The sequence below is a fragment of the Exiguobacterium alkaliphilum genome (assembly GCF_018138125.1).
GTDB lineage: Bacteria > Bacillota > Bacilli > Exiguobacteriales > Exiguobacteriaceae > Exiguobacterium > Exiguobacterium alkaliphilum.
Map to the genome: position 1 here is coordinate 762571 of NZ_CP073101.1, position 17053 is coordinate 779623.

General features: G+C 52.3%; 18 protein-coding genes. 12 read left to right on the forward strand and 6 right to left on the reverse strand.

Annotated features, from left to right (window positions below; genetic code table 11):
- Positions 1-8 precede the first annotated feature (8 nt).
- Positions 9-287, forward strand: coding sequence for a hypothetical protein (locus tag KB235_RS04100; protein WP_034814544.1), 279 nt, complete (start codon positions 9-11; stop codon positions 285-287).
- Between the two features lie 2 nt (positions 288-289).
- Here KB235_RS04100 and KB235_RS04105 read toward each other — a convergent pair whose 3' ends face one another.
- Positions 290-916 carry a class I SAM-dependent methyltransferase gene (locus tag KB235_RS04105; protein WP_211780470.1) on the reverse strand — a complete coding sequence of 209 codons (627 nt, stop codon included), beginning with the start codon at positions 914-916 and terminating at the stop codon, positions 290-292.
- 243 nt (positions 917-1159) lie between these two features.
- Here KB235_RS04105 and KB235_RS04110 point away from each other — a divergent pair, with 243 nt between their 5' ends.
- The 4 genes from KB235_RS04110 (at position 1160) to KB235_RS04125 (ending at position 3612) form a co-directional block, all read left to right on the forward strand.
- Positions 1160-1561 carry a hypothetical protein gene (locus KB235_RS04110; RefSeq protein ID WP_211780471.1) on the forward strand — a complete coding sequence of 134 codons (402 nt, stop codon included), beginning with the start codon at positions 1160-1162 and terminating at the stop codon, positions 1559-1561.
- Between the two features lie 4 nt (positions 1562-1565).
- Positions 1566-2351 (forward strand): ImmA/IrrE family metallo-endopeptidase, encoded by a 786-nt coding sequence (locus KB235_RS04115; RefSeq protein WP_211780472.1) that lies wholly within the window; start codon positions 1566-1568, stop codon positions 2349-2351.
- Between the two features lie 6 nt (positions 2352-2357).
- Entirely contained in the window at positions 2358-2921 is a 564-nt protein-coding gene (locus tag KB235_RS04120; RefSeq protein WP_211780473.1) for a hypothetical protein, read from the forward strand.
- A 376-nt stretch (positions 2922-3297) separates the two neighbouring features.
- The gene (locus KB235_RS04125) at positions 3298-3612 is read left to right on the forward strand and encodes a cryptochrome/photolyase family protein (protein WP_246514328.1); all 315 of its coding nucleotides are present in this window, start codon (positions 3298-3300) and stop codon (positions 3610-3612) included.
- Between the two features lie 87 nt (positions 3613-3699).
- Here KB235_RS04125 and KB235_RS04130 read toward each other — a convergent pair whose 3' ends face one another.
- Positions 3700-4374, reverse strand: a complete 675-nt coding sequence (locus KB235_RS04130) for a hypothetical protein (protein ID WP_211780474.1) — start codon at positions 4372-4374, stop codon at positions 3700-3702.
- A gap of 309 nt (positions 4375-4683) precedes the next feature.
- Between KB235_RS04130 and KB235_RS04135 the strand changes: the two genes are divergently transcribed.
- Genes KB235_RS04135 through KB235_RS04160 form a run of 6 tightly spaced genes read left to right on the forward strand, consistent with a single transcriptional unit; the run spans position 4684 to position 10072 of the window.
- Positions 4684-5271, forward strand: a complete 588-nt coding sequence (locus KB235_RS04135; RefSeq protein ID WP_231557619.1) for a glycerol-3-phosphate responsive antiterminator — start codon at positions 4684-4686, stop codon at positions 5269-5271.
- Positions 5268-6359, forward strand: a complete 1092-nt coding sequence (locus tag KB235_RS04140; protein WP_034814553.1) for an ABC transporter ATP-binding protein — start codon at positions 5268-5270, stop codon at positions 6357-6359. The genes KB235_RS04135 and KB235_RS04140 overlap by 4 nt, the downstream gene beginning before the upstream one ends.
- Complete coding sequence (locus tag KB235_RS04145) at positions 6356-7261, forward strand: carbohydrate ABC transporter permease (RefSeq protein ID WP_034807297.1); 906 nt, start codon at positions 6356-6358, stop codon at positions 7259-7261. The genes KB235_RS04140 and KB235_RS04145 overlap by 4 nt, the downstream gene beginning before the upstream one ends.
- Positions 7258-8067: a carbohydrate ABC transporter permease gene (locus KB235_RS04150; RefSeq protein WP_211780475.1), complete on the forward strand. Its 810-nt coding sequence runs from the start codon at positions 7258-7260 to the stop codon at positions 8065-8067. Before KB235_RS04145 ends, KB235_RS04150 begins: the two co-directional genes overlap by 4 nt.
- Positions 8068-8082: 15 nt before the next feature.
- Positions 8083-9390: an ABC transporter substrate-binding protein gene (locus tag KB235_RS04155; RefSeq protein ID WP_211780476.1), complete on the forward strand. Its 1308-nt coding sequence runs from the start codon at positions 8083-8085 to the stop codon at positions 9388-9390.
- 1 nt (position 9391) lies between these two features.
- A complete protein-coding gene (locus KB235_RS04160) occupies positions 9392-10072 on the forward strand; it encodes a glycerophosphodiester phosphodiesterase (protein WP_211780477.1) in 681 nt (226 codons plus the stop codon).
- Positions 10073-10124: 52 nt separating this feature from the next.
- Here the strand turns inward: KB235_RS04160 and KB235_RS04165 are convergent, their stop codons facing one another.
- The 3 genes from KB235_RS04165 to KB235_RS04175 form a co-directional block, all read right to left on the reverse strand.
- A complete protein-coding gene (locus KB235_RS04165) occupies positions 10125-11207 on the reverse strand; it encodes a GGDEF domain-containing protein (RefSeq protein ID WP_211780478.1) in 1083 nt (360 codons plus the stop codon).
- A 123-nt stretch (positions 11208-11330) separates the two neighbouring features.
- The gene (locus tag KB235_RS04170; protein ID WP_211780479.1) at positions 11331-12623 is read right to left on the reverse strand and encodes a glycoside hydrolase family 32 protein; all 1293 of its coding nucleotides are present in this window, start codon (positions 12621-12623) and stop codon (positions 11331-11333) included.
- On the reverse strand, positions 12620-14950 hold the full coding sequence (locus tag KB235_RS04175) for a glycoside hydrolase family 65 protein (protein WP_211780902.1): 2331 nt from the start codon (positions 14948-14950) through the stop codon (positions 12620-12622). Before KB235_RS04175 ends, KB235_RS04170 begins: the two co-directional genes overlap by 4 nt.
- 172 nt (positions 14951-15122) lie before the next feature.
- Between KB235_RS04175 and KB235_RS04180 the strand changes: the two genes are divergently transcribed.
- Positions 15123-15833, forward strand: a complete 711-nt coding sequence (locus KB235_RS04180; RefSeq protein WP_034807287.1) for a DUF1189 domain-containing protein — start codon at positions 15123-15125, stop codon at positions 15831-15833.
- On the opposite strand, the gene KB235_RS04185 is transcribed toward KB235_RS04180, so the two are convergent.
- Complete coding sequence (locus KB235_RS04185; protein ID WP_211780480.1) at positions 15834-16850, reverse strand: LacI family DNA-binding transcriptional regulator; 1017 nt, start codon at positions 16848-16850, stop codon at positions 15834-15836. It lies immediately after the preceding gene.
- Between the last annotated feature and the right edge of the window lie 203 nt (positions 16851-17053).

The window sequence follows — 17053 nt, forward strand, 5'->3', positions numbered from 1 at the left end:
GGATTCATATGAAACGAATCGGAGTATTGGCCATCATCTTGAGTATGAGCATCGTGCTAGGTGGATGCGTGCCGGGCGACGGGACGTACACGACCGATCCGGCCGGTTTCTTTTGGGGCATTTGGCACGGCTGGATCGCACCGATTTCCTTGATTCTCGGGCTGTTCAACGACACGTATCGCGTCTATGAAGTGAACAACACCGGCTGGTTTTATGACTTAGGCTTTTATATCGCCATCATCAGTGGGTTTGGCGGAGTGGCGGTGACGCGGAAGAGCCGGGGGTGACGTTAGACGGGTTTTCGTCCCGTCACGGCGACCGTATGATAGTCACGCGAGTCAGGTCCTCGGCGTTCTTGAACGTCAATGAACCCGAGCGCAGAAGCGGCGGGAATCAACTGTTCCCGCACGATGGATGCGATGCGGTCCCACGTCCCGTCACCTTTCCCGTCACAGTACGTGATGACGAACAACCCGCCCGGTGCGAGGACACGTTCGATTTCGTCAAGCACCGCAGGCACGTCGTCCCAAAAGTAGAGGGTGTGAATGCTGAAGACGCGGTCGAACTGCGCGTCCGGAAACGGGAGCGTCCCGAGATTGCCTTCGACGACATTGGCTCGCCCGGCTTGCACGTCCGTTCGATTTCGTCGGAGCGCCGAGCGGACGATGGTCGGGGAACGGTCGAGCCCGGTCACATGTACGTGATTATAGCCACGCAGCATCTGTGCCAGCGCGTCGCCGGCCCCGCAACCGACGTCGAGGATGCGGTCGTTTGGTTGAATCTGAAGTTGCTCAATCGTCCAATCGACTTCGACCCGGTGTTGCCTGACCATCTTCTCACCGATATACGTGCCGACGATGCCGCGTGGGTTCTCATATTGACTGTCAATCCATGTTTGGAGACGTTTTTGGACCATTGACTCAGTCCTCTCGTTAGATTTTTTTGTAAGTCGAGTGTAGCATAACTGAAAATCGCAAACTGGATGTTATGGGCAAGAAATCTAGAAAAATTGACCTCCAATTAAAAAGTTTCTTGATATTCCGGTTAAAACAAACTTAAAATGGATTAAGTGGTCATATTAAAGATTAAATGTTTATTTTTAATTATTTAGTTTGTTTTAATCGGAATTAAGGAATTGGTAGTAAAGGGGGATTAAATTATGAATCAAAATGAATTGAATCAATTGGTCGGTAGAAATATCAAGCTTTACATTGAAGCGACGGGAAAATCTCCGAAGTGGGTATATGAGCGAGCAGGTATGACGAAGTCGACCTATTACGACCTGTTAAAAGGGAGCGGCGATATCAATAAAAACGTCCAAAAAATAAACAGGTTGTTTCGAATCAACGAACCGTTTTATTTCTATAATGAACAGTTTGTGCCACCAAAAACAATCGAACAGATTGATTTAGAGTCCAATCTTATAAATGTTGCGGCTGCTAGCTATCATAAGAACGGAGATGAACATCGTCTTGATGAAACGATGAAAATGCTTGAAGATTTCATCTCGATGATTGATGTATTAGAACGATTGAGTCAAATAAACAAGGAGCGATCGTAATCTTATGATCAATCAGCAGAATCTGTTAGAAGTCATTACACAGAATAAACGATTGCTGCCAGAAGTAATCAGCAAAGTAGAGAACACGAAAGACAAAGGCTTGTCATTTCGTTTAAAGACCCACGAATCCATCAAAAATGAGTTAATGAAACACGCGCATGTATTGTTGTTTCCGAGCGAAGAGCAAAACTACGGAGGATTAGTCACATATCGAAACGGAAATTTTTATATTCACATTAATACGTCGCAACCAAGGGTTTACGAAAATTTTATGTGGGCTCATGAGTATTATCATTACATGTATGAACAAGAAGAAATTAAAAACAGTACCACGCAAACGTTTTTTGACGACTCTGTTTTAAATGAGAATGAAAGAAAAGCTAACTTATTTGCTGCAGAACTATTAATCAACAGCCATGTTTTGAAAGAGTCATATGAATCAATCAAAGAGCTTTATCCAGAGGACGACTATCGGTTGAACGTGATCCGTCTCATACCAATCTTTGAAGTGCCTTATAAATCGTTGGTCATAAAAATGACTCAAGATGGTGTAATTAATGAAACAGAGGGATTGAATGCAATCGATTATGACTATCGTAATCAACTGCCTAGTGATATCGACCATTCTTTATTCAACCCTACGCTTGCAATTAAACTGAACGAAATCAATCGTATGCTCCAACAACAACGAATCAATCCAATGCTTAGAGAAACGGATTTAGAAAGTCTTGAAACGGTTTATACGAAACACATGAAACGTCTTGTCGAGTTGCAGCAGGAGAAGTGGTGACTTTCGATGAGTGAACTGTATGATTCGTTAATCACTTCAATTAATCCTTTTATCGATAGAAGGTATGCCCCACCGACTTCTCTTCAACAAGCGTGTCTGTTCGACACCATGATTTTGACTCGATTAGCCAAAATCGCGCGAGAACACCCTGAAGATATGAATCTCTTTATCGACGAGTTGGTTGCAATCAATGCTGTTCTCTATATTCCGGAAACTATTCTTGCAGAAACGGCCGGAAATCAAGGTATGACGATGGAACGGTATCGCGATTTACACCAGCCCCTGTTCGAAAGACTGTCTCAGAACGTTCAAGTGCGTGTTCTTTCGTTTGAGATGATGTATGACATCTTAGCGACTACAATGGATCATCCCGTACAGGCATTTCTCAAATTTCGATTATTGAATGTCCATTTGAACCAAACGAACAAAACGATTCAACATGAGGTTGAGAGGGCCGCTACACCAGACGAAATCTTTCATGCGTTATCACAACAGAAAAAAGATTTAGGAGAAAGGATATTACAGATTTTACGAACGGGAAAGCCGATACCGGGCATAGCCCGCCTTTAGGCATGGGATGAAAGTGAGTTCGGATGTGAAGAACATCCGACATTCGGGTATATATATTCCATAGACAAGTACAAGTCTCTAAAACGCCCGTGTCCATCGCACCTTGAGAATCGTATCCGGTTCGGTCACGAAAACATGTGACCGGTAAAACGATGCCTGTCGTCACGTAAAAGACGCTAAAACATCAGGTGGACACACCTGCAACGACCTGTGGTGGATGGTAACAGTCCATCAGCCTGAGAACCTATATGGTCTGTCTCAGGAGGGGTGATGGCACACCCTCATCTGAAGGCTTGAGCAAAACAGAAATGGACTGCGCTCGCACAAGCACTTCAGAATCCCACGGTTTCAATCGTGGGAGTGTCAAGACTGGGTCGTGTTGCCGAACGTGCTCGGGATGGCGCTCCACGCGGACGGTGGCAAGCTCGCGACGAAACCGTATATCGCTTCTGGAAAGTATATCGACCGGATGAGCGACTACTGTAAAGGGTGCAAGTACAATCCGAAACATACGACCGAGGAAGACGCGTGTCCGTTCAATGCCCTCTATTGGCACTTCATCGACAAACATCAGGAACGCTTCAAAGACAATCAGCGGATGAAGATGATGCTCCGGAACTGGCAAGACCGTGATGATGACGTTAAAGCGGACATCTTGGCGAAGGCGAGACAAACGCTAAAAGATATGTGAATGCAGCAACGTGATGAGAAACAAATAACGTGAGCCTGGTTAACATCTAGGCTCACGTTTTTATGAAAACTTTTATTGATTGAATTTTCATAGACTCGACCAGTCAATCCCAACCTCAGAAAAAGAGATTTTACTTTCTTCAATGCCTTCAACGTCAGTCGCGTTGATGGATTGAATGTCTTCTTCCGATAAGAGAATTTGTCTAGTAGGATCCTCCATCTTCAAATGATATAGTTTTTCCACTAATAAAAGTTGCTCTTCCGTGAGTTCGTAATACTCTTCCCAATACTCAAGCGCAGTTTCATACGCTGACGCCTGTACTTCTAAAAGATCGGCCCCTCGATCAAGCATGACGTCATAAGGATGACTCGAAAACACACCCTGTTCACTTTCCCATAAGACAGTCGTGACAACCGGGCGAGTCGCTCCGTCTACTTTGTCTAATAAGTATTGAAGTGTTTCTTGCTCAGCTATTTGTTGTACCTGGTCCGGAGCTTCGGTAAAGTATTGGTTTGCGTCTAATGGATGGAAAGCGAAATGGTCGTTTCGGAAACCGGCGACATAACTCTCTTGACCAAATGCTACCGTCCCTCTGCTTCCTTGGCCATCGTTGGTGCTGTAGTTGTTACCATCCCATGAATGCTCATAAGCAAACTCTGGATCATTTGCGATGAAAATAGCATGGGCAATCGAGGCGAGGATGCATCCTTCCCATATGTTTTGGTGGGTCCATCCCGGTTCGGTTAATTGAATTTTTTTCACATCCAATCCCCCTTAGTTATGTTTGAATTGAAGATTTGAATCCATCCCTGCTCACTAATAGTATCACTTGGTTAAGACGTAGACATTGATGTCGGTTCAGATGGTTTGTAAATTTCATTCATGAAAGGTTTACGTTTTTTTGCATGTCCTTCACGGACGCTTTACATTCATCCGTTACGATAGGACTTGTGAGACCCCACAACCCCCAAGTGAATAGCAAACGGTAGAACATTCGAGAGACCAACAGAAGCCCTTACGTCATTGACGTCTAGTTTCTGTTGGTCCTTTTTTTAGGAAAGGGTGAGTCAAGTGAATGAAACACTTCGCACGATCGGTGAGGAGAAGATGATCGCCTCCATCAAGTCGCCGAAACAATTCGAGAAGTTCCTGCAATCGGACGTTACGACGACGTTCCTCATGATGGGTACGCTCAGCACGCTCGACCGCTACGTGTCACATCTGAAACGGGAGAACAAGACAGTCTTCTTGCATGCCGAGCGCATCAATGGCATCAGCCTCGACCGGGATGGCATCGACTATTTGGCGAAACGCGTCGGCGCCGACGGCATCGTCACGACGAAGGCGTCGGTCATCCAGCACGCGAAACGCGCCGGGCTCATGACGGTACAGCGCTTATTTTTAGTCGACTCGGACGCCGTCACGTCGGGCATCAAGATGGCGAACGACCACGAGCCGGACGCGCTCGAACTCATGCCAGGTCTCATCCCGAACGTCATCGAGCACGTCGCCGGGAGCGTGCCGTTCCCAATCGTGACGGGCGGCATGATTCGTAAGCCGATCGAGGTGCATCAAGCGCTATCGCACGGTGCGTTTGCCGTATCGACGGGAGACGAGCGGCTCTGGGCGTCACAAGGAATGAAGGAGGACATCATATGAAGTCGATTCAATTGCAACAAATCAAAAAGTCGTACGGCGACACCGAGGTCATCCGCGGCATCGACGTCACGATCGAGGCGGGCGAGTTCTTCGCGCTCGTCGGACCGTCCGGCTGCGGCAAGAGCACGATGCTCCGGATGATCGCCGGGCTTGAGTCGATCACGGCGGGGACGCTCCGGATTGACGGTGTCGCCGCGAACGAGCTCAAACCGAGCGAGCGCCAACTGTCGATGGTGTTCCAAAACTATGCGCTCTATCCGCATATGACCGTCGAGAAAAACATCACGTTCGGCCTACATACGAAAGGGCTGACGAAACTCGAGCAGCGCGAACGGTGCCATGCGGCCGCCGAGACGCTCGGGTTGACCGACTATTTGAAGCGAAAGCCGCGCGAGCTGTCGGGCGGACAACGGCAACGGGTCGCCCTGGCCCGGGCCATCGTCACCGAGGCGCCGATTTGTCTCATGGACGAGCCGCTCTCGAACCTTGACGCCAAGCTCCGTGCCAAGATGCGCTCGGAGATTCGGCAGCTGCAACGCAAGCTGAACTTGACGATGATTTACGTCACGCACGACCAAGTCGAGGCGATGACGATGGCCGATCGGATGATGCTGTTGAACGAAGGCGAGGTCCAACAAGTCGGGAAGCCGCTCGATTTGTACAACAAGCCGGCGAACACGTTCGTCGCTTCGTTCATCGGCTCGCCGCCGATGAACTTGGTGCCGGTGAAGCGAAGCGACAAAGGCTTCGTCGCCGCGGATGGGCGTCAGTTCCAGCCGAACGTGATGACGACAGAAGAAACGGCGACGCTCGGCGTCCGTCCGGAGCAGATTTTACCGGCCCATGACGAGGTCACGTTCTACGCCGAGTTGAAAAACATCGAGGTGCTCGGCACGGAGACGATTCTCGCCTTTGACGTCGGTGGGACGGAATGGCTCGCCAAATGGTCGGGGCAGTGGCCGCTCTCGATTGGGGAGAAGGTCGCCTGTTACGTCGACCCGAAACAGATGTCGCTCTTTGACGCGAGCGGTGACCGCATCGAACCGCGTCAGCCGAAACTATTCGAGGCGCTGGAGGTGTTCCAATGACGGTCGCATTGCCGAGACAACGCGTCAAGACACGGATTTCGGACGCGGTGAGCGGGCTGTTGTACTTGTCGCCGTCGATTGCGCTGTTCGGGATTTTCCTCGTCTATCCGCTTCTCCGGACGATTTACTTGAGCTTCTTCCGGACGGACACGCAAGGGACGCCGCTCGAATTCGTCGGAATCGGGCACTACGCCCGGCTCTTCACGAGCGCGACGTTTTGGCAGAGCGTCCAGGCGACGGTCGGGTTCGTCGCGTTGACCGTGCCGCTCACGATCCTCATCGCGCTCGGCCTCGCCTTACTTGCCAACGAGAAACTGCGCGGCATCGGATTCTTTCGGACGGCGTTCTCGGCGACGATGGGGATGAGTGTCGCCGCGTCATCGGTCATCTGGATGTTCATGTATAACCCGTCGATCGGTATCTTCAACCGCTTTTTAGAAGCGGTCGGGGCGAGCGGGGTCCAGTGGCTCCTCGACCCGCAATATGCGCTCCTGTCCGTGTCGCTCGCGACCGTCTGGATGAACGTCGGGTTCACGTTCCTCATTCTCCTCGGCGGCCTGCAAAATATCGACCGGACGCTCTATGAGAGTGCGGACATCGCCGGGACGAACTACTGGACCCAACTTCGGGCCATCACGATCCCGATGCTGTCGCCGACACTCTTCTTCGTCGGCATTATCTCGCTCATCAACGCCTTCCAGACGTTCGGGCAAATCGATTTGCTGACGAAAGGCGGTCCGACGAATTCAACGAACGTCATCGTCTACGCCATCTATAAGGACGCGTTCATCAACTACAACGTCGGCGGGGCGAGTGCGCAGGCCGTGCTCTTATTCGTGACGGTGCTCCTGTTGACGTGGCTCCAGTTCAAGCTCGTCGAAAGGAAGGTGCATTACCAATGACGATGCGAAATGCACTCGTATACACGCTGCTCGTCTTGAGCGCGGCGGTCATGCTGTTCCCGATCGGGTATGCGTTCTCCATCAGCCTCATGGACGGGAGCGAGGCGTTAAAAGGCAATCTCATCCCACAAGAACCATCGCTCGCGAACTACGTCGCCGCGTTCGACCGGATCCCGCTATTGACGTATCTCGTGAACAGTCTCGTCGTCGCGCTCCTCGTCATGGTCGGGCAAGTCGTCTTGTCGAGCCTCGCCGCGTTCGCGTTCGTCTTCATCGACTTCAAAGGGAAAGCGCTCATCTTCATGCTGTTCCTCGCGACGATGATGGTGCCGTGGGAAGCGACGATGGTACCGAACTTCTTGACCGTGCAGTCGCTCGGCTGGCTCAACTCGGTGTGGGGGTTGTCGGTTCCGTTCTTCGCGCTCGCGTTCGGGACGTTCCTACTTCGACAACAGTTCAAGACGATTCCGTACGAGATGTACGAGGCGTCCCAAATCGCTGGCATCAGCCGCTTCCGTTTCTTTTGGAACGTCGTCTTACCGGTTTCGAAGACGCCGCTCGTCACGTTGTCGGTGTATAGCTTCTTGACGACATGGAACATGTACTTATGGCCGCTCCTCGTGACGAACACGGAGCAGGCGCGAACGGTGCAAATCGGGATCAAACAGATGCAGTCGAACGAGATCGCCTCGGACTGGGGCGTCGTCATGGCGGCCGTCATCATGATCATCATCCCGACACTACTCTTACTCTTCGCAGGACAAAAGCAACTGCAAGAAGGTTTGACGCAAGGCGCAATCAAATAAAAGGAGGAAGTTTACATGAAGAAAAAAGCATTATTCGCAGGGTTGGCCAGTTCGGTGTTATTGCTCGGGGCGTGTGGCAGCGAGGAGGCGGCGCCGGAAGCCTCGGCGACCGCAGACGGGAAGACGGAAGTCGTGTTTTGGCACGCGATGAGCGGGGACTTAGAGACCGCGCTCAACAATCAAGTCGACGACTTCAACGCCTCACAAGACGACTATGAAGTGAAACCGATCTTCCAAGGGACGTATGAAGAGGCGCTCACGAAGTTCAACGCCGTCGCCGGTTCGGCGGACGCCCCGGCGATCATGCAGACGTTCGAGGTCGGAACGAAGTATATGATCGACACGAACAAAATCACACCGGTCCAAGAGTTCATCGATAAAGAGAACTTCGACACGAGCGTCTGGGAAGAGAACATCTTGAGCTATTATCAAGTCGACGGCAAGCAGTACTCGATGCCGTTCAACTCGTCGACGCCGGTGCTCATCTACAACAAGGACGCGTTCAAACAAGCCGGGCTCGACCCAGAGAAAGCGCCGCGCACGTATGACGAATTGAAACAGGCGGCGAAAGCACTGACGGGTGACGGCCAGACCGGCTTCACAATCCTCAACTACGGCTGGTTCTTCGAACAGCTCGTCGCCGCACAGGGCGGGCTTTACGTCGACAACGACAACGGTCGCAGCGGTACTCCGACGAAAGCGGTGTTTGACGGGGAAGAGGGACAGAACGCCTTCAACTTGATTAAAGACATGTACGACGAGAAGACGTTCTTGAACGTCGGTCAAAACTGGGACGACATGCGTGCCGCCTTCCAGTCGGGCAACGTCGCCATGTACCTCGACTCGTCGGCCGGTGTAAGGACGGTCGTCGACAACGCACCGTTTGACGTCGGCGTGTCATACTTGCCGGTACCGAACGAGGCGGACCGCGAAGGTGTCGTCATCGGGGGTGCCTCGCTCTGGATGGGTGACGGCATCGCCGACGAGACGAAACAAGGTGCGTGGGAGTTCATGAAATTTGCCGCCTCGAAAGAAGCGCAGGCGAAATGGCACGTCGAGACCGGCTACTTCGCCATCAACCCGGACGCCTACAACGAGCCGATTGTCGAAGACGTGTGGGCCGAGTACCCGCAGCTGAAAGTGACGGTCGATCAGTTGAGCGAGACGAAGACGTCGCCGGCGACGCAAGGCGCCCTCATCTCGTCGTTCCCGCAGTCACGTCAAAGCGTCGTCAATGCGATGGAGAGCTTGTATCAAGGCGTGTCGGTCGAGGACGCGTTGAAGCGTGCGGCCGACGAGACGACTTCCACCTTGGGGCAATAAGATGCACCTTTACGCTCATCGTGGTTATAGCGCCAAGCATCCGGAAAATACGCTCCGCGCGTTCGAGGCGGCGCTTCCTTACGTCGACGGCATCGAGCTCGACGTGCAACGGACGAAAGACGGCCGCCTCGTCGTCATCCATGACGAGACGGTCGACCGGACGACGGACGGGAGCGGTTATGTGAAAGACATGACGCTCCGTCAACTGCGTGCGCTTCGAAGCGAAGGGGAACGCATCCCGACGCTCGAGGAAGTGTTCGCCCTCGTCGCGGCCCATGACGTCACGGTGAACGTCGAACTGAAGACGGACCGATTCGACTATTCAGGGATTGAGCAACTCGCCTGGCTCGCGACCGAAGAGTTCGACCTCGCCGAACGCGTCGTCTTCTCGTCGTTCAATCCGGACACGCTCGTCCGACTGCGCGACGTCGCGCCCGAGGCGAGGATCGCCGTCTTGACGGGGGAAGGGCATCCCGACTTGGTCGGATTCGTCGAACGTATTCAAGCCGAGGCCGTCCACGCCCAGCCCGCGTTCGCCGGGACAGCAGACGCGGTGAAATTAAGCGAAAACGGAATCGTGACGCGGCTCTATACGATCAATGATCCGAACGAGCTCCCGGACACGACCGAAGTTGACGCCATCATGACGGATGAAGTCGAACGGCTCGCGGCCATCCGATAATGGTGAAAAGGAGGTCCGCTCATCGGGTTGCGATGAACAGACCTCCTTTTCGTTAGTTTGGAACGAGCATGTGTGCGTTGGCACGTCGCACCACCGTCCGATTTCGTCCTTTGTCTTTTGCTTCATAGAGTGCACTGTCAGCGATACTGCTCATCGACTCGACCGGCAAGGCGCTCCCGTGGGCGATGCCAATCGAGGTGCTGATTCGAATCGATGTCCCGTCCGACAGAACGAACGCCTCGACCGCAATCCGTTCCCGAATCCGCTCGGCGACTTTGACCACTTTCTCGGGAGGTAAGTCATAGATGAGGATGACGAACTCTTCGCCACCGATTCGTGCGACCACGTCATGGGACCGTGTCTCAACCTTCAACAGTTCGGCGAACCGTTTCAAGACGAGGTCGCCGTTCGGATGACCGTACGTATCGTTTACGTGTTTGAAGTGATCGATATCGAGGGCGAGCACGTTATACGCTCGTCTCTCGGATACGAGCGATGTCGTCCGCTCTTCCCACATCCGGCGATTGAACAAGCCGGTCAAATGGTCGCGTTCGGCCGAATGTTTATACTCTTTGGAACGTCGCGTCATCTGTTCTAAGTCGATGGCGAGCAGGCTCGCGAGTGTCCCGACGAGTAGCCCGACGACCCAGAACGTCAGGACGATTTCTATATAAGCGCTGCTCCATCCGAGGTTGACGAGAATCGAGACCGAGGTGATGACGAGCGCCCAGACGTGTAACAGCATGCTTTGCAACAATAGGCGATGGACGTGCCGATGAATCCACCACATGCCGACGCCGATGACGAAGGTGGCGATGAATGCGACGACGGCCTGGTCGGTCAGTCCGAACAGAAAGCGGGTGCTTGCGATGATGACGGTCGCGATTAAGAGCGGGAAGCGGGCCCCGTAAAAGGCGAGCAGGACGAGCGGCAAATACCGTAAGTCGACACGCACTTCACCGTTCACTTGGACCGCGTTCATCATAAGGAACAGACCGATTGCCCCGGTCAATAATCCGATTAAGAAACCGCGGAATCGAAAAGGTCCGAAGTGTTCAGAGTGATACAACTTAGAGATTAAGTAAAAGCCTGTGAACGCCACGGAGGCATTCAACAAAAGGGCGGTAAACGGCACGATGTCACTTCCTTCAAAATAGCGATACTTCAACCGTAACAGAGCGCTAAAAAATGTCAATTGGTAATGCACGTTTACGAAAACAAGTGCCTCATCCCATGGATGACGCACTTGTTTTTCGGTTCACGTAGCGGTCGCGAGCCGATAGAGTGTGAGATTTTTAACGTCACCTGAAATCGAGTGACGAGCCTGTTGAGCCGGATAGACACGGCTCGAAAAGACATACTCGCCGTCATTGACGAATATTTCGATAGACGAGGCGTCAAAGAAGATGCGGAACGTTCGTCCGTTTGCTCGGATACGGCGGATGTCACCGTTGCGGTTCAGCTCAAACTCGTCTCCTCGTTTCGAGAATGTAGCGGTATTCCCGTAACAGTGGAGGGTGAAGTCACCAACTGCTTCGAACGTCAATTCGAGCGCATCCCCTTCAAAAGTTGGATCTTGAAGTATCTCGCATGTCTGACGCAACGTCTTCACTTCCTCGATTGGCGTCATAACCAAACGGCCGTCTTGAAGCGACAATTCACGTGGAAGTGTCATCTGATTCGTCCACCCTTCGGCTTGTTCAGGCCAATCTCGTTTCCACATCGCGTTCCACGCGATTAAAATACGACGTCCTTGGTCGTCTAAAAACGTCTGGGCCGCGTAAAAATCATGCCCATAATCGAGCTCGGTGAAGGCACCGTGCGTATAGACGGGTGTTTCGACATCGAGTTCGCCGACAAAGTATCCGCACTGATGCAAGTTGTGGTAACGGTCACCGTTTGGCTCCATACCTTGAGGCGAGATGAGCAAGACGTCTTGGCCATCTAAGTGGAACAAGTCCGGGCATTCCCATATCCAACCGTGCTCACCTGTCTCTCCGGCAACGACGCCGCGCTCAGTCCAGTGGATGGCGTCGTCTGAGTCATACAAGACGACTTTCCCGTCCGTCGCGTCACGCGTGCCGAGAACCATGTAGTGCCGTCCGTTCGCCGTCCATACTTTCGGGTCGCGGACGTGCGCGTTCCCACCTTTTGGCTCATTGGAAATGAGCGGGTTGGCGGAATGCTTCGTGAACGTCACGCCATCTGTTGAGGTCGCGAGGCATTGGACTTGCTTTAACGCTTCCCGTTTCTCGTCGAGCCAGACGTTTCCGGTGTAATACAAGTGAAGGACGTCATCCACGATGAGCGCACTGCCCGAGAACACCCCGTCCCGGTCGTACGTCTTTCCGGGACGGAGGGCGATCGGTTTATGTTCCCAGTGAATCAAGTCACTCGACGTGGCGTGTCCCCAATGCATATCGTCCCATTCGACACCGAACGGATGGTACTGGTAGAACAGATGATACGTCCCGTCGAATTGGCATAGCCCGTTCGGGTCGTTCATCCAACCGAACGGAGGAGCGAAATGGAAGTGAGGCCGGTACGTCATACCGTCAACACGTCACTTGTGAACGTATCTGTGATGACGCGTGTTTCTCCGTATACTTCCACTTGGAGTGGTTTCTCTGACGCAACGCGGCGGGTAATCGTCACATGTTGCTGCGTGGCGTGGACGTCGAGTGTCTCGCCTTGCCAGTCGATTGAGAAGGTGAGGGACGTCCATGCTTTTGGAAGCATCGGGGAGATTCGGAGCTTCCCGCCGGTCATCCGCACACCACCGAACCCGTTGACGACCGCTTGCCAAATCCCGCCGAGCGAGGCGGCATGAATGCCCGCATCAGACGTCTTCATGTTCGGACCGAGGTCGATTTCAGACGCGCGCCGGAATAAGTCGTACGCAAGCTCTTGGTCGCCGAGGTCGGAAGCGAGCACGCTGTGCGTCGACAGCGAGAGCGACGAGTCGTGGAGTGTCTTCGGCTCATAGTATTCCCAGTTCGCGCGCTTCACGTCAGCCGTGAACAAGTCTTCGAGGAGATACATCAAAATCATGACGTCCGCTTGTTTCGACACTTGAATCTCGTTCACTTGCTCGAGGTTATAGTCGAGGAACATCGAACCGACGTTTTCTTGATTCTTATACTTCGTCAAATCGATGATCTGTTTGTCGAGGTACGTATCATCTTGCGGCAAGACACCGTCCTCGCGCACTTGCGGCAAGTAAATCAAATTAAGGACGTGATGGAAACGTTCCTCGGCCGTCTCGAGGTCGAGTTTTTCGTTCAAACGTTCGAACAGTTCAGGTTTCTCGGCACGAAGGAGGTCGACGTACTCGATCGCTTTTTGGATGTTCCAATGGGCCGTATAGTTCGTGAACGCATTGTTGTCGACATGCTCTTTATACTCATCCGGTCCGACGACTTCATTGATGTCGTAACGGCCGGCTGCTTCATTCCACTCTAAGCGGCTCGCCCAGAACTTGGCCGTGTCAATCAACAACTCGTAACCGTACTGGTCCATGAAGTCTTGATCACCGGTCACTTGGTAGTATTGCCACGTGGCGAACGCGATGTCGGACGTGATGTGTTGCTCGATAAAGCCGGACCAAATCTTCGTCGCCTCGCCGGTTACGATATCGGCCGCACCCCATACCGGCGTCACTTCACCGTCATCGAGCCAAGCCGACTCCCAAGGGAACATCGCACCTTCGTAGCCGTTCTCTTTCGCTTTTCGATGCGCCCCGGAGAGCGACTGATAACGATACTCGAGGAGACTGCGGGCGATTTTCGGGTTCGTGTACGTATAGTACGGCAAGATGAAGATTTCCGTGTCCCAGAACGTATGGCCCTTATAGCCTTCGCCAGACAGTCCTTTCGCTCCGATGTTCATCCGGTTGTCATGTTTGGGTGTCATGACGGCCAAGTGATACTGTGCGAAACGAATCGCGAGCTGGTCGAACCTCTCTTTCGATTCGATTTGAATCGGCACGTGTGACCAGACGAGTTCGTCCCACGCATTGACGTGTTCTTCGAGAAGACGGTCGTAGCCGAACGCTTCGACGTCTTTCGTCACGTCGAGGGCATACGGCGCAAGGTCCATTGCCTCGACATCACGGTCGCGTGACGTGAACACCGTCGAATACTTCTCGATTGTCAGCGTCTCGCCGGCCGGCACAACGATGTCCGAATAGTCGAAGAAAATCTTCCGGCGGTCCATCTTGATGATTGACTTCGGTTCAATCGTCTCGGCTGCCTTGAAGCGGTGGACGCTATGGAAAACGAAGTCGATGCCGGACTCGGTCGTCTTTTGTAGCTGTTGCATGAAGCGACCATCATAGAGCCGTTTGTCGCCCTCGAGGAAATGTTGGACACCACTGTTTGTCATCTGACCGTTGATGCCGGACGTGACGGCGAGCGTCGTCGCTTGTTTCGGCGTGATGGTCACGCGTTGGGCGATGACGTGCACGTTCGCCATCGAGACGAACCGTGAGAAGACGAGGTCGTACATGTCACCGTTCGGGCTCTCCCACGTCACCTCTCGCGTCAACTCGGCGTGCTTGACGTTGAGCGTTCGACGATATGAATGGATTGTTCCTTGCGTCAAGTCGAAACGGACCCCGTTCAGTTTGAACTCCATCCATAAGATGTCGGCCGCGTTCGGAAGCTCGGTCACTTCGTTGTCTGCAAACTTGTTGAATGTCCCTGCGACGAACAAGTTGCGCGTCTCGTTCGCATAATGCTCTTCTGTCACGGAACGTAGTCCCATATAACCGTTCCCGAGTGAGAAGACCGCCTCACCTTTCCCGAGCCACTCGGGACGGAAACCGTCCTCGGCCACAAGCCAATCTTTTAAGTCCCCAGTACCTGTCGTATAGTTCATCAGTGTATTCGCCACGTTGTAACCTCCTGTATAATAAAGCGCTTTCTTGATTCGACCCCATTCTATCCGAAACGTTTCGGACAATCAAGCCGTATTTTTGTGAACTTCTCTTTTGTTTGATTAAAAATCGTGATTAAATGGTGGTAGAAACGTTTTAGAAAAGAGGTTTGGCATGGAGCAGATGATTGCGAGTTTGGGGTTTCAGTTCAAGAAAGTACAACAGTTTCGAGGGCAGTCAATTTGGAAGTCGATTTTTTATGTCGTGGTAGCCATCTTGTTGGCTAACGCCATTGTGTATAGCGTGAAATGGTTGAATCAGCCGACGTTTGACGAGGTGTTGCCGTCGTTTCAAGTGACGGAACAAGGCTTGACGTACGAAGAGCCGTTTGCGTTCGACATGCCCGTGCTCGACCTCGTCGTCATGGTCGGGGAAGAGCGGTCGACGAACGCGAAACAGACGCTATTGCTCGAAAAAGAGGGGTGGGTGTTCAAACGAAGTGGCATCACTACGGAATTAAGCAGTTACGAGACGTTGCTAAATTTTGTGAATAAAGAACAACTGACTGAAGCGGACGTTCGCGATGTTGGGTCAGACTTAAATTGGTTTTATCCGCTCTACATTTACGGCGCGGTCCTACTAGACTTGCTCGTTCATATCGTGCTGATCACGTTACTGGCAGTGGCGGGTTTAAGCTTCCGGCGCTTTGTTCCGATTCGCTTCAAAGAAGCATGGACAATTACGGCTTATGGGATTACGGCACCGCTAATCGTGCGGACGGTAATCTCGCTTTTGCCGATCACCGTGCAAATGCTGCCTGTTTTATACTGGGCGACGGTCGGCATCTTTGCCTTCATGACAATACGAAAAATCGGCGATGACTAATCATCGCCGATTTTTCGTGACCGATTCCCGGAGGATCAGCTGGTTATTGACGAACGCCTCGTGTGGCACGTCTTTGCCTTCGACGATGGAAACGACCATCTCTGCGGCTTTTTTGCCCATCTCATAAGGTTGTTGCCCGACCGTCGTGAGCGGGGGCGATACGTATTGCGACAACAAAATGTTGTCGAATCCGACGAGCGACAAGTCCTCGGGAACGTGTAAGCCGAGCTCGCGTGTCGCTTGAAGGACGCCGAGCGCCATGACGTCGGATGCGCAGAAGATGGCGGTGACCTCAGGGTGGTTCAATAAGAATGGCAAGGCGACATCCTTTGACGCGCTTTCTTCAAAGTCGCCGTTCAAGACGTAAGACTCGTTCAGTTCGATTCCATTCTCGTGAAGCACTTGACGGTAGGCGTCGTAACGAACGGTCGAGACATACGCATGGGGTGCTCCGTTCATAAACGCGATTTGCTTATGGCCAAGACGAATCAAGTACCGGACCGCTTGTTTGGCGCTCTCTAGCTGGTTTGAGGTGACATATCCGGTATTGAGCCCCTCGACAGGAATGTCGACGAGTACGCACGGCACCTTACTCTCAATCGCTTCGAGCAAATACGGATCGTCTCGCTTCAGTCCTTGGATGACGACGCCGTCGAGTTGGCGCTCAGCGCACATTTGTCCGTACGTCTTGTTCTTTTGTTTTGACGTCGTCGTCGACAACAGGACGAACTCGTAGTCGAGGTCGGACAGCTCGTCCGATACGCCGCAGAGCGTCTCGAACATGAAGTTATCTTTGACGCTCTCGCGCTTCAAGTCGGTGACGAGGAAGCCGATCGTCTTCGACTGTTTTTTGACGAGGCTGCGTGCCAAGATGTTCGGGCTGTAGCCAAGTTCTTTCGCAACGCTCATAATCTTATCCCGTGTCTCTTTGTTGACGTCATCGTACCCGTTCAGCGCGCGGGAGACGGTCGTAATCGAAAAGCCGGAGGCGCGGGAGACATCTTTTAATGTGGCCATAATGTGGACTCCTTTATGAAAACGTTATGAATAATTTTGGGATTTGATGTCATTAAGCTCATTTTAGACCGAGAAGGAATAGACTGTAAATAGTGATATATCAACGAAAAAAAGCTAATACAAAAAAACACTTGCTTTCCGAAACGTTTCGGGTATAAAATCGAGTTGTGAGTTGAAAGCGGTTACTTTATTATTTGTTATTA

Excerpts from the sequence above, each read along its gene's own strand:
- KB235_RS04155 (WP_211780476.1), top strand. The coding sequence starts at position 8,083 with ATGAAGAAAAAAGCATTATTCGCAGGGTTGGCCAGTTCGGTGTTATTG.
- KB235_RS04115 (WP_211780472.1), top strand. The coding sequence starts at position 1,566 with ATGATCAATCAGCAGAATCTGTTAGAAGTCATTACACAGAATAAACGA.
- KB235_RS04100 (WP_034814544.1), top strand. The coding sequence starts at position 9 with ATGAAACGAATCGGAGTATTGGCCATCATCTTGAGTATGAGCATCGTG.
- KB235_RS04110 (WP_211780471.1), top strand. The coding sequence starts at position 1,160 with ATGAATCAAAATGAATTGAATCAATTGGTCGGTAGAAATATCAAGCTT.
- KB235_RS04175 (WP_211780902.1), bottom strand. The coding sequence starts at position 14,950 with ATGAACTATACGACAGGTACTGGGGACTTAAAAGATTGGCTTGTGGCC.
- KB235_RS04120 (WP_211780473.1), top strand. The coding sequence starts at position 2,358 with ATGAGTGAACTGTATGATTCGTTAATCACTTCAATTAATCCTTTTATC.
- KB235_RS04170 (WP_211780479.1), bottom strand. The coding sequence starts at position 12,623 with ATGACGTACCGGCCTCACTTCCATTTCGCTCCTCCGTTCGGTTGGATG.
- KB235_RS04180 (WP_034807287.1), top strand. The coding sequence starts at position 15,123 with ATGGAGCAGATGATTGCGAGTTTGGGGTTTCAGTTCAAGAAAGTACAA.
- KB235_RS04140 (WP_034814553.1), top strand. The coding sequence starts at position 5,268 with ATGAAGTCGATTCAATTGCAACAAATCAAAAAGTCGTACGGCGACACC.
- KB235_RS04105 (WP_211780470.1), bottom strand. The coding sequence starts at position 916 with ATGGTCCAAAAACGTCTCCAAACATGGATTGACAGTCAATATGAGAAC.
- KB235_RS04185 (WP_211780480.1), bottom strand. The coding sequence starts at position 16,850 with ATGGCCACATTAAAAGATGTCTCCCGCGCCTCCGGCTTTTCGATTACG.
- KB235_RS04150 (WP_211780475.1), top strand. The coding sequence starts at position 7,258 with ATGACGATGCGAAATGCACTCGTATACACGCTGCTCGTCTTGAGCGCG.
- KB235_RS04160 (WP_211780477.1), top strand. The coding sequence starts at position 9,392 with ATGCACCTTTACGCTCATCGTGGTTATAGCGCCAAGCATCCGGAAAAT.
- KB235_RS04145 (WP_034807297.1), top strand. The coding sequence starts at position 6,356 with ATGACGGTCGCATTGCCGAGACAACGCGTCAAGACACGGATTTCGGAC.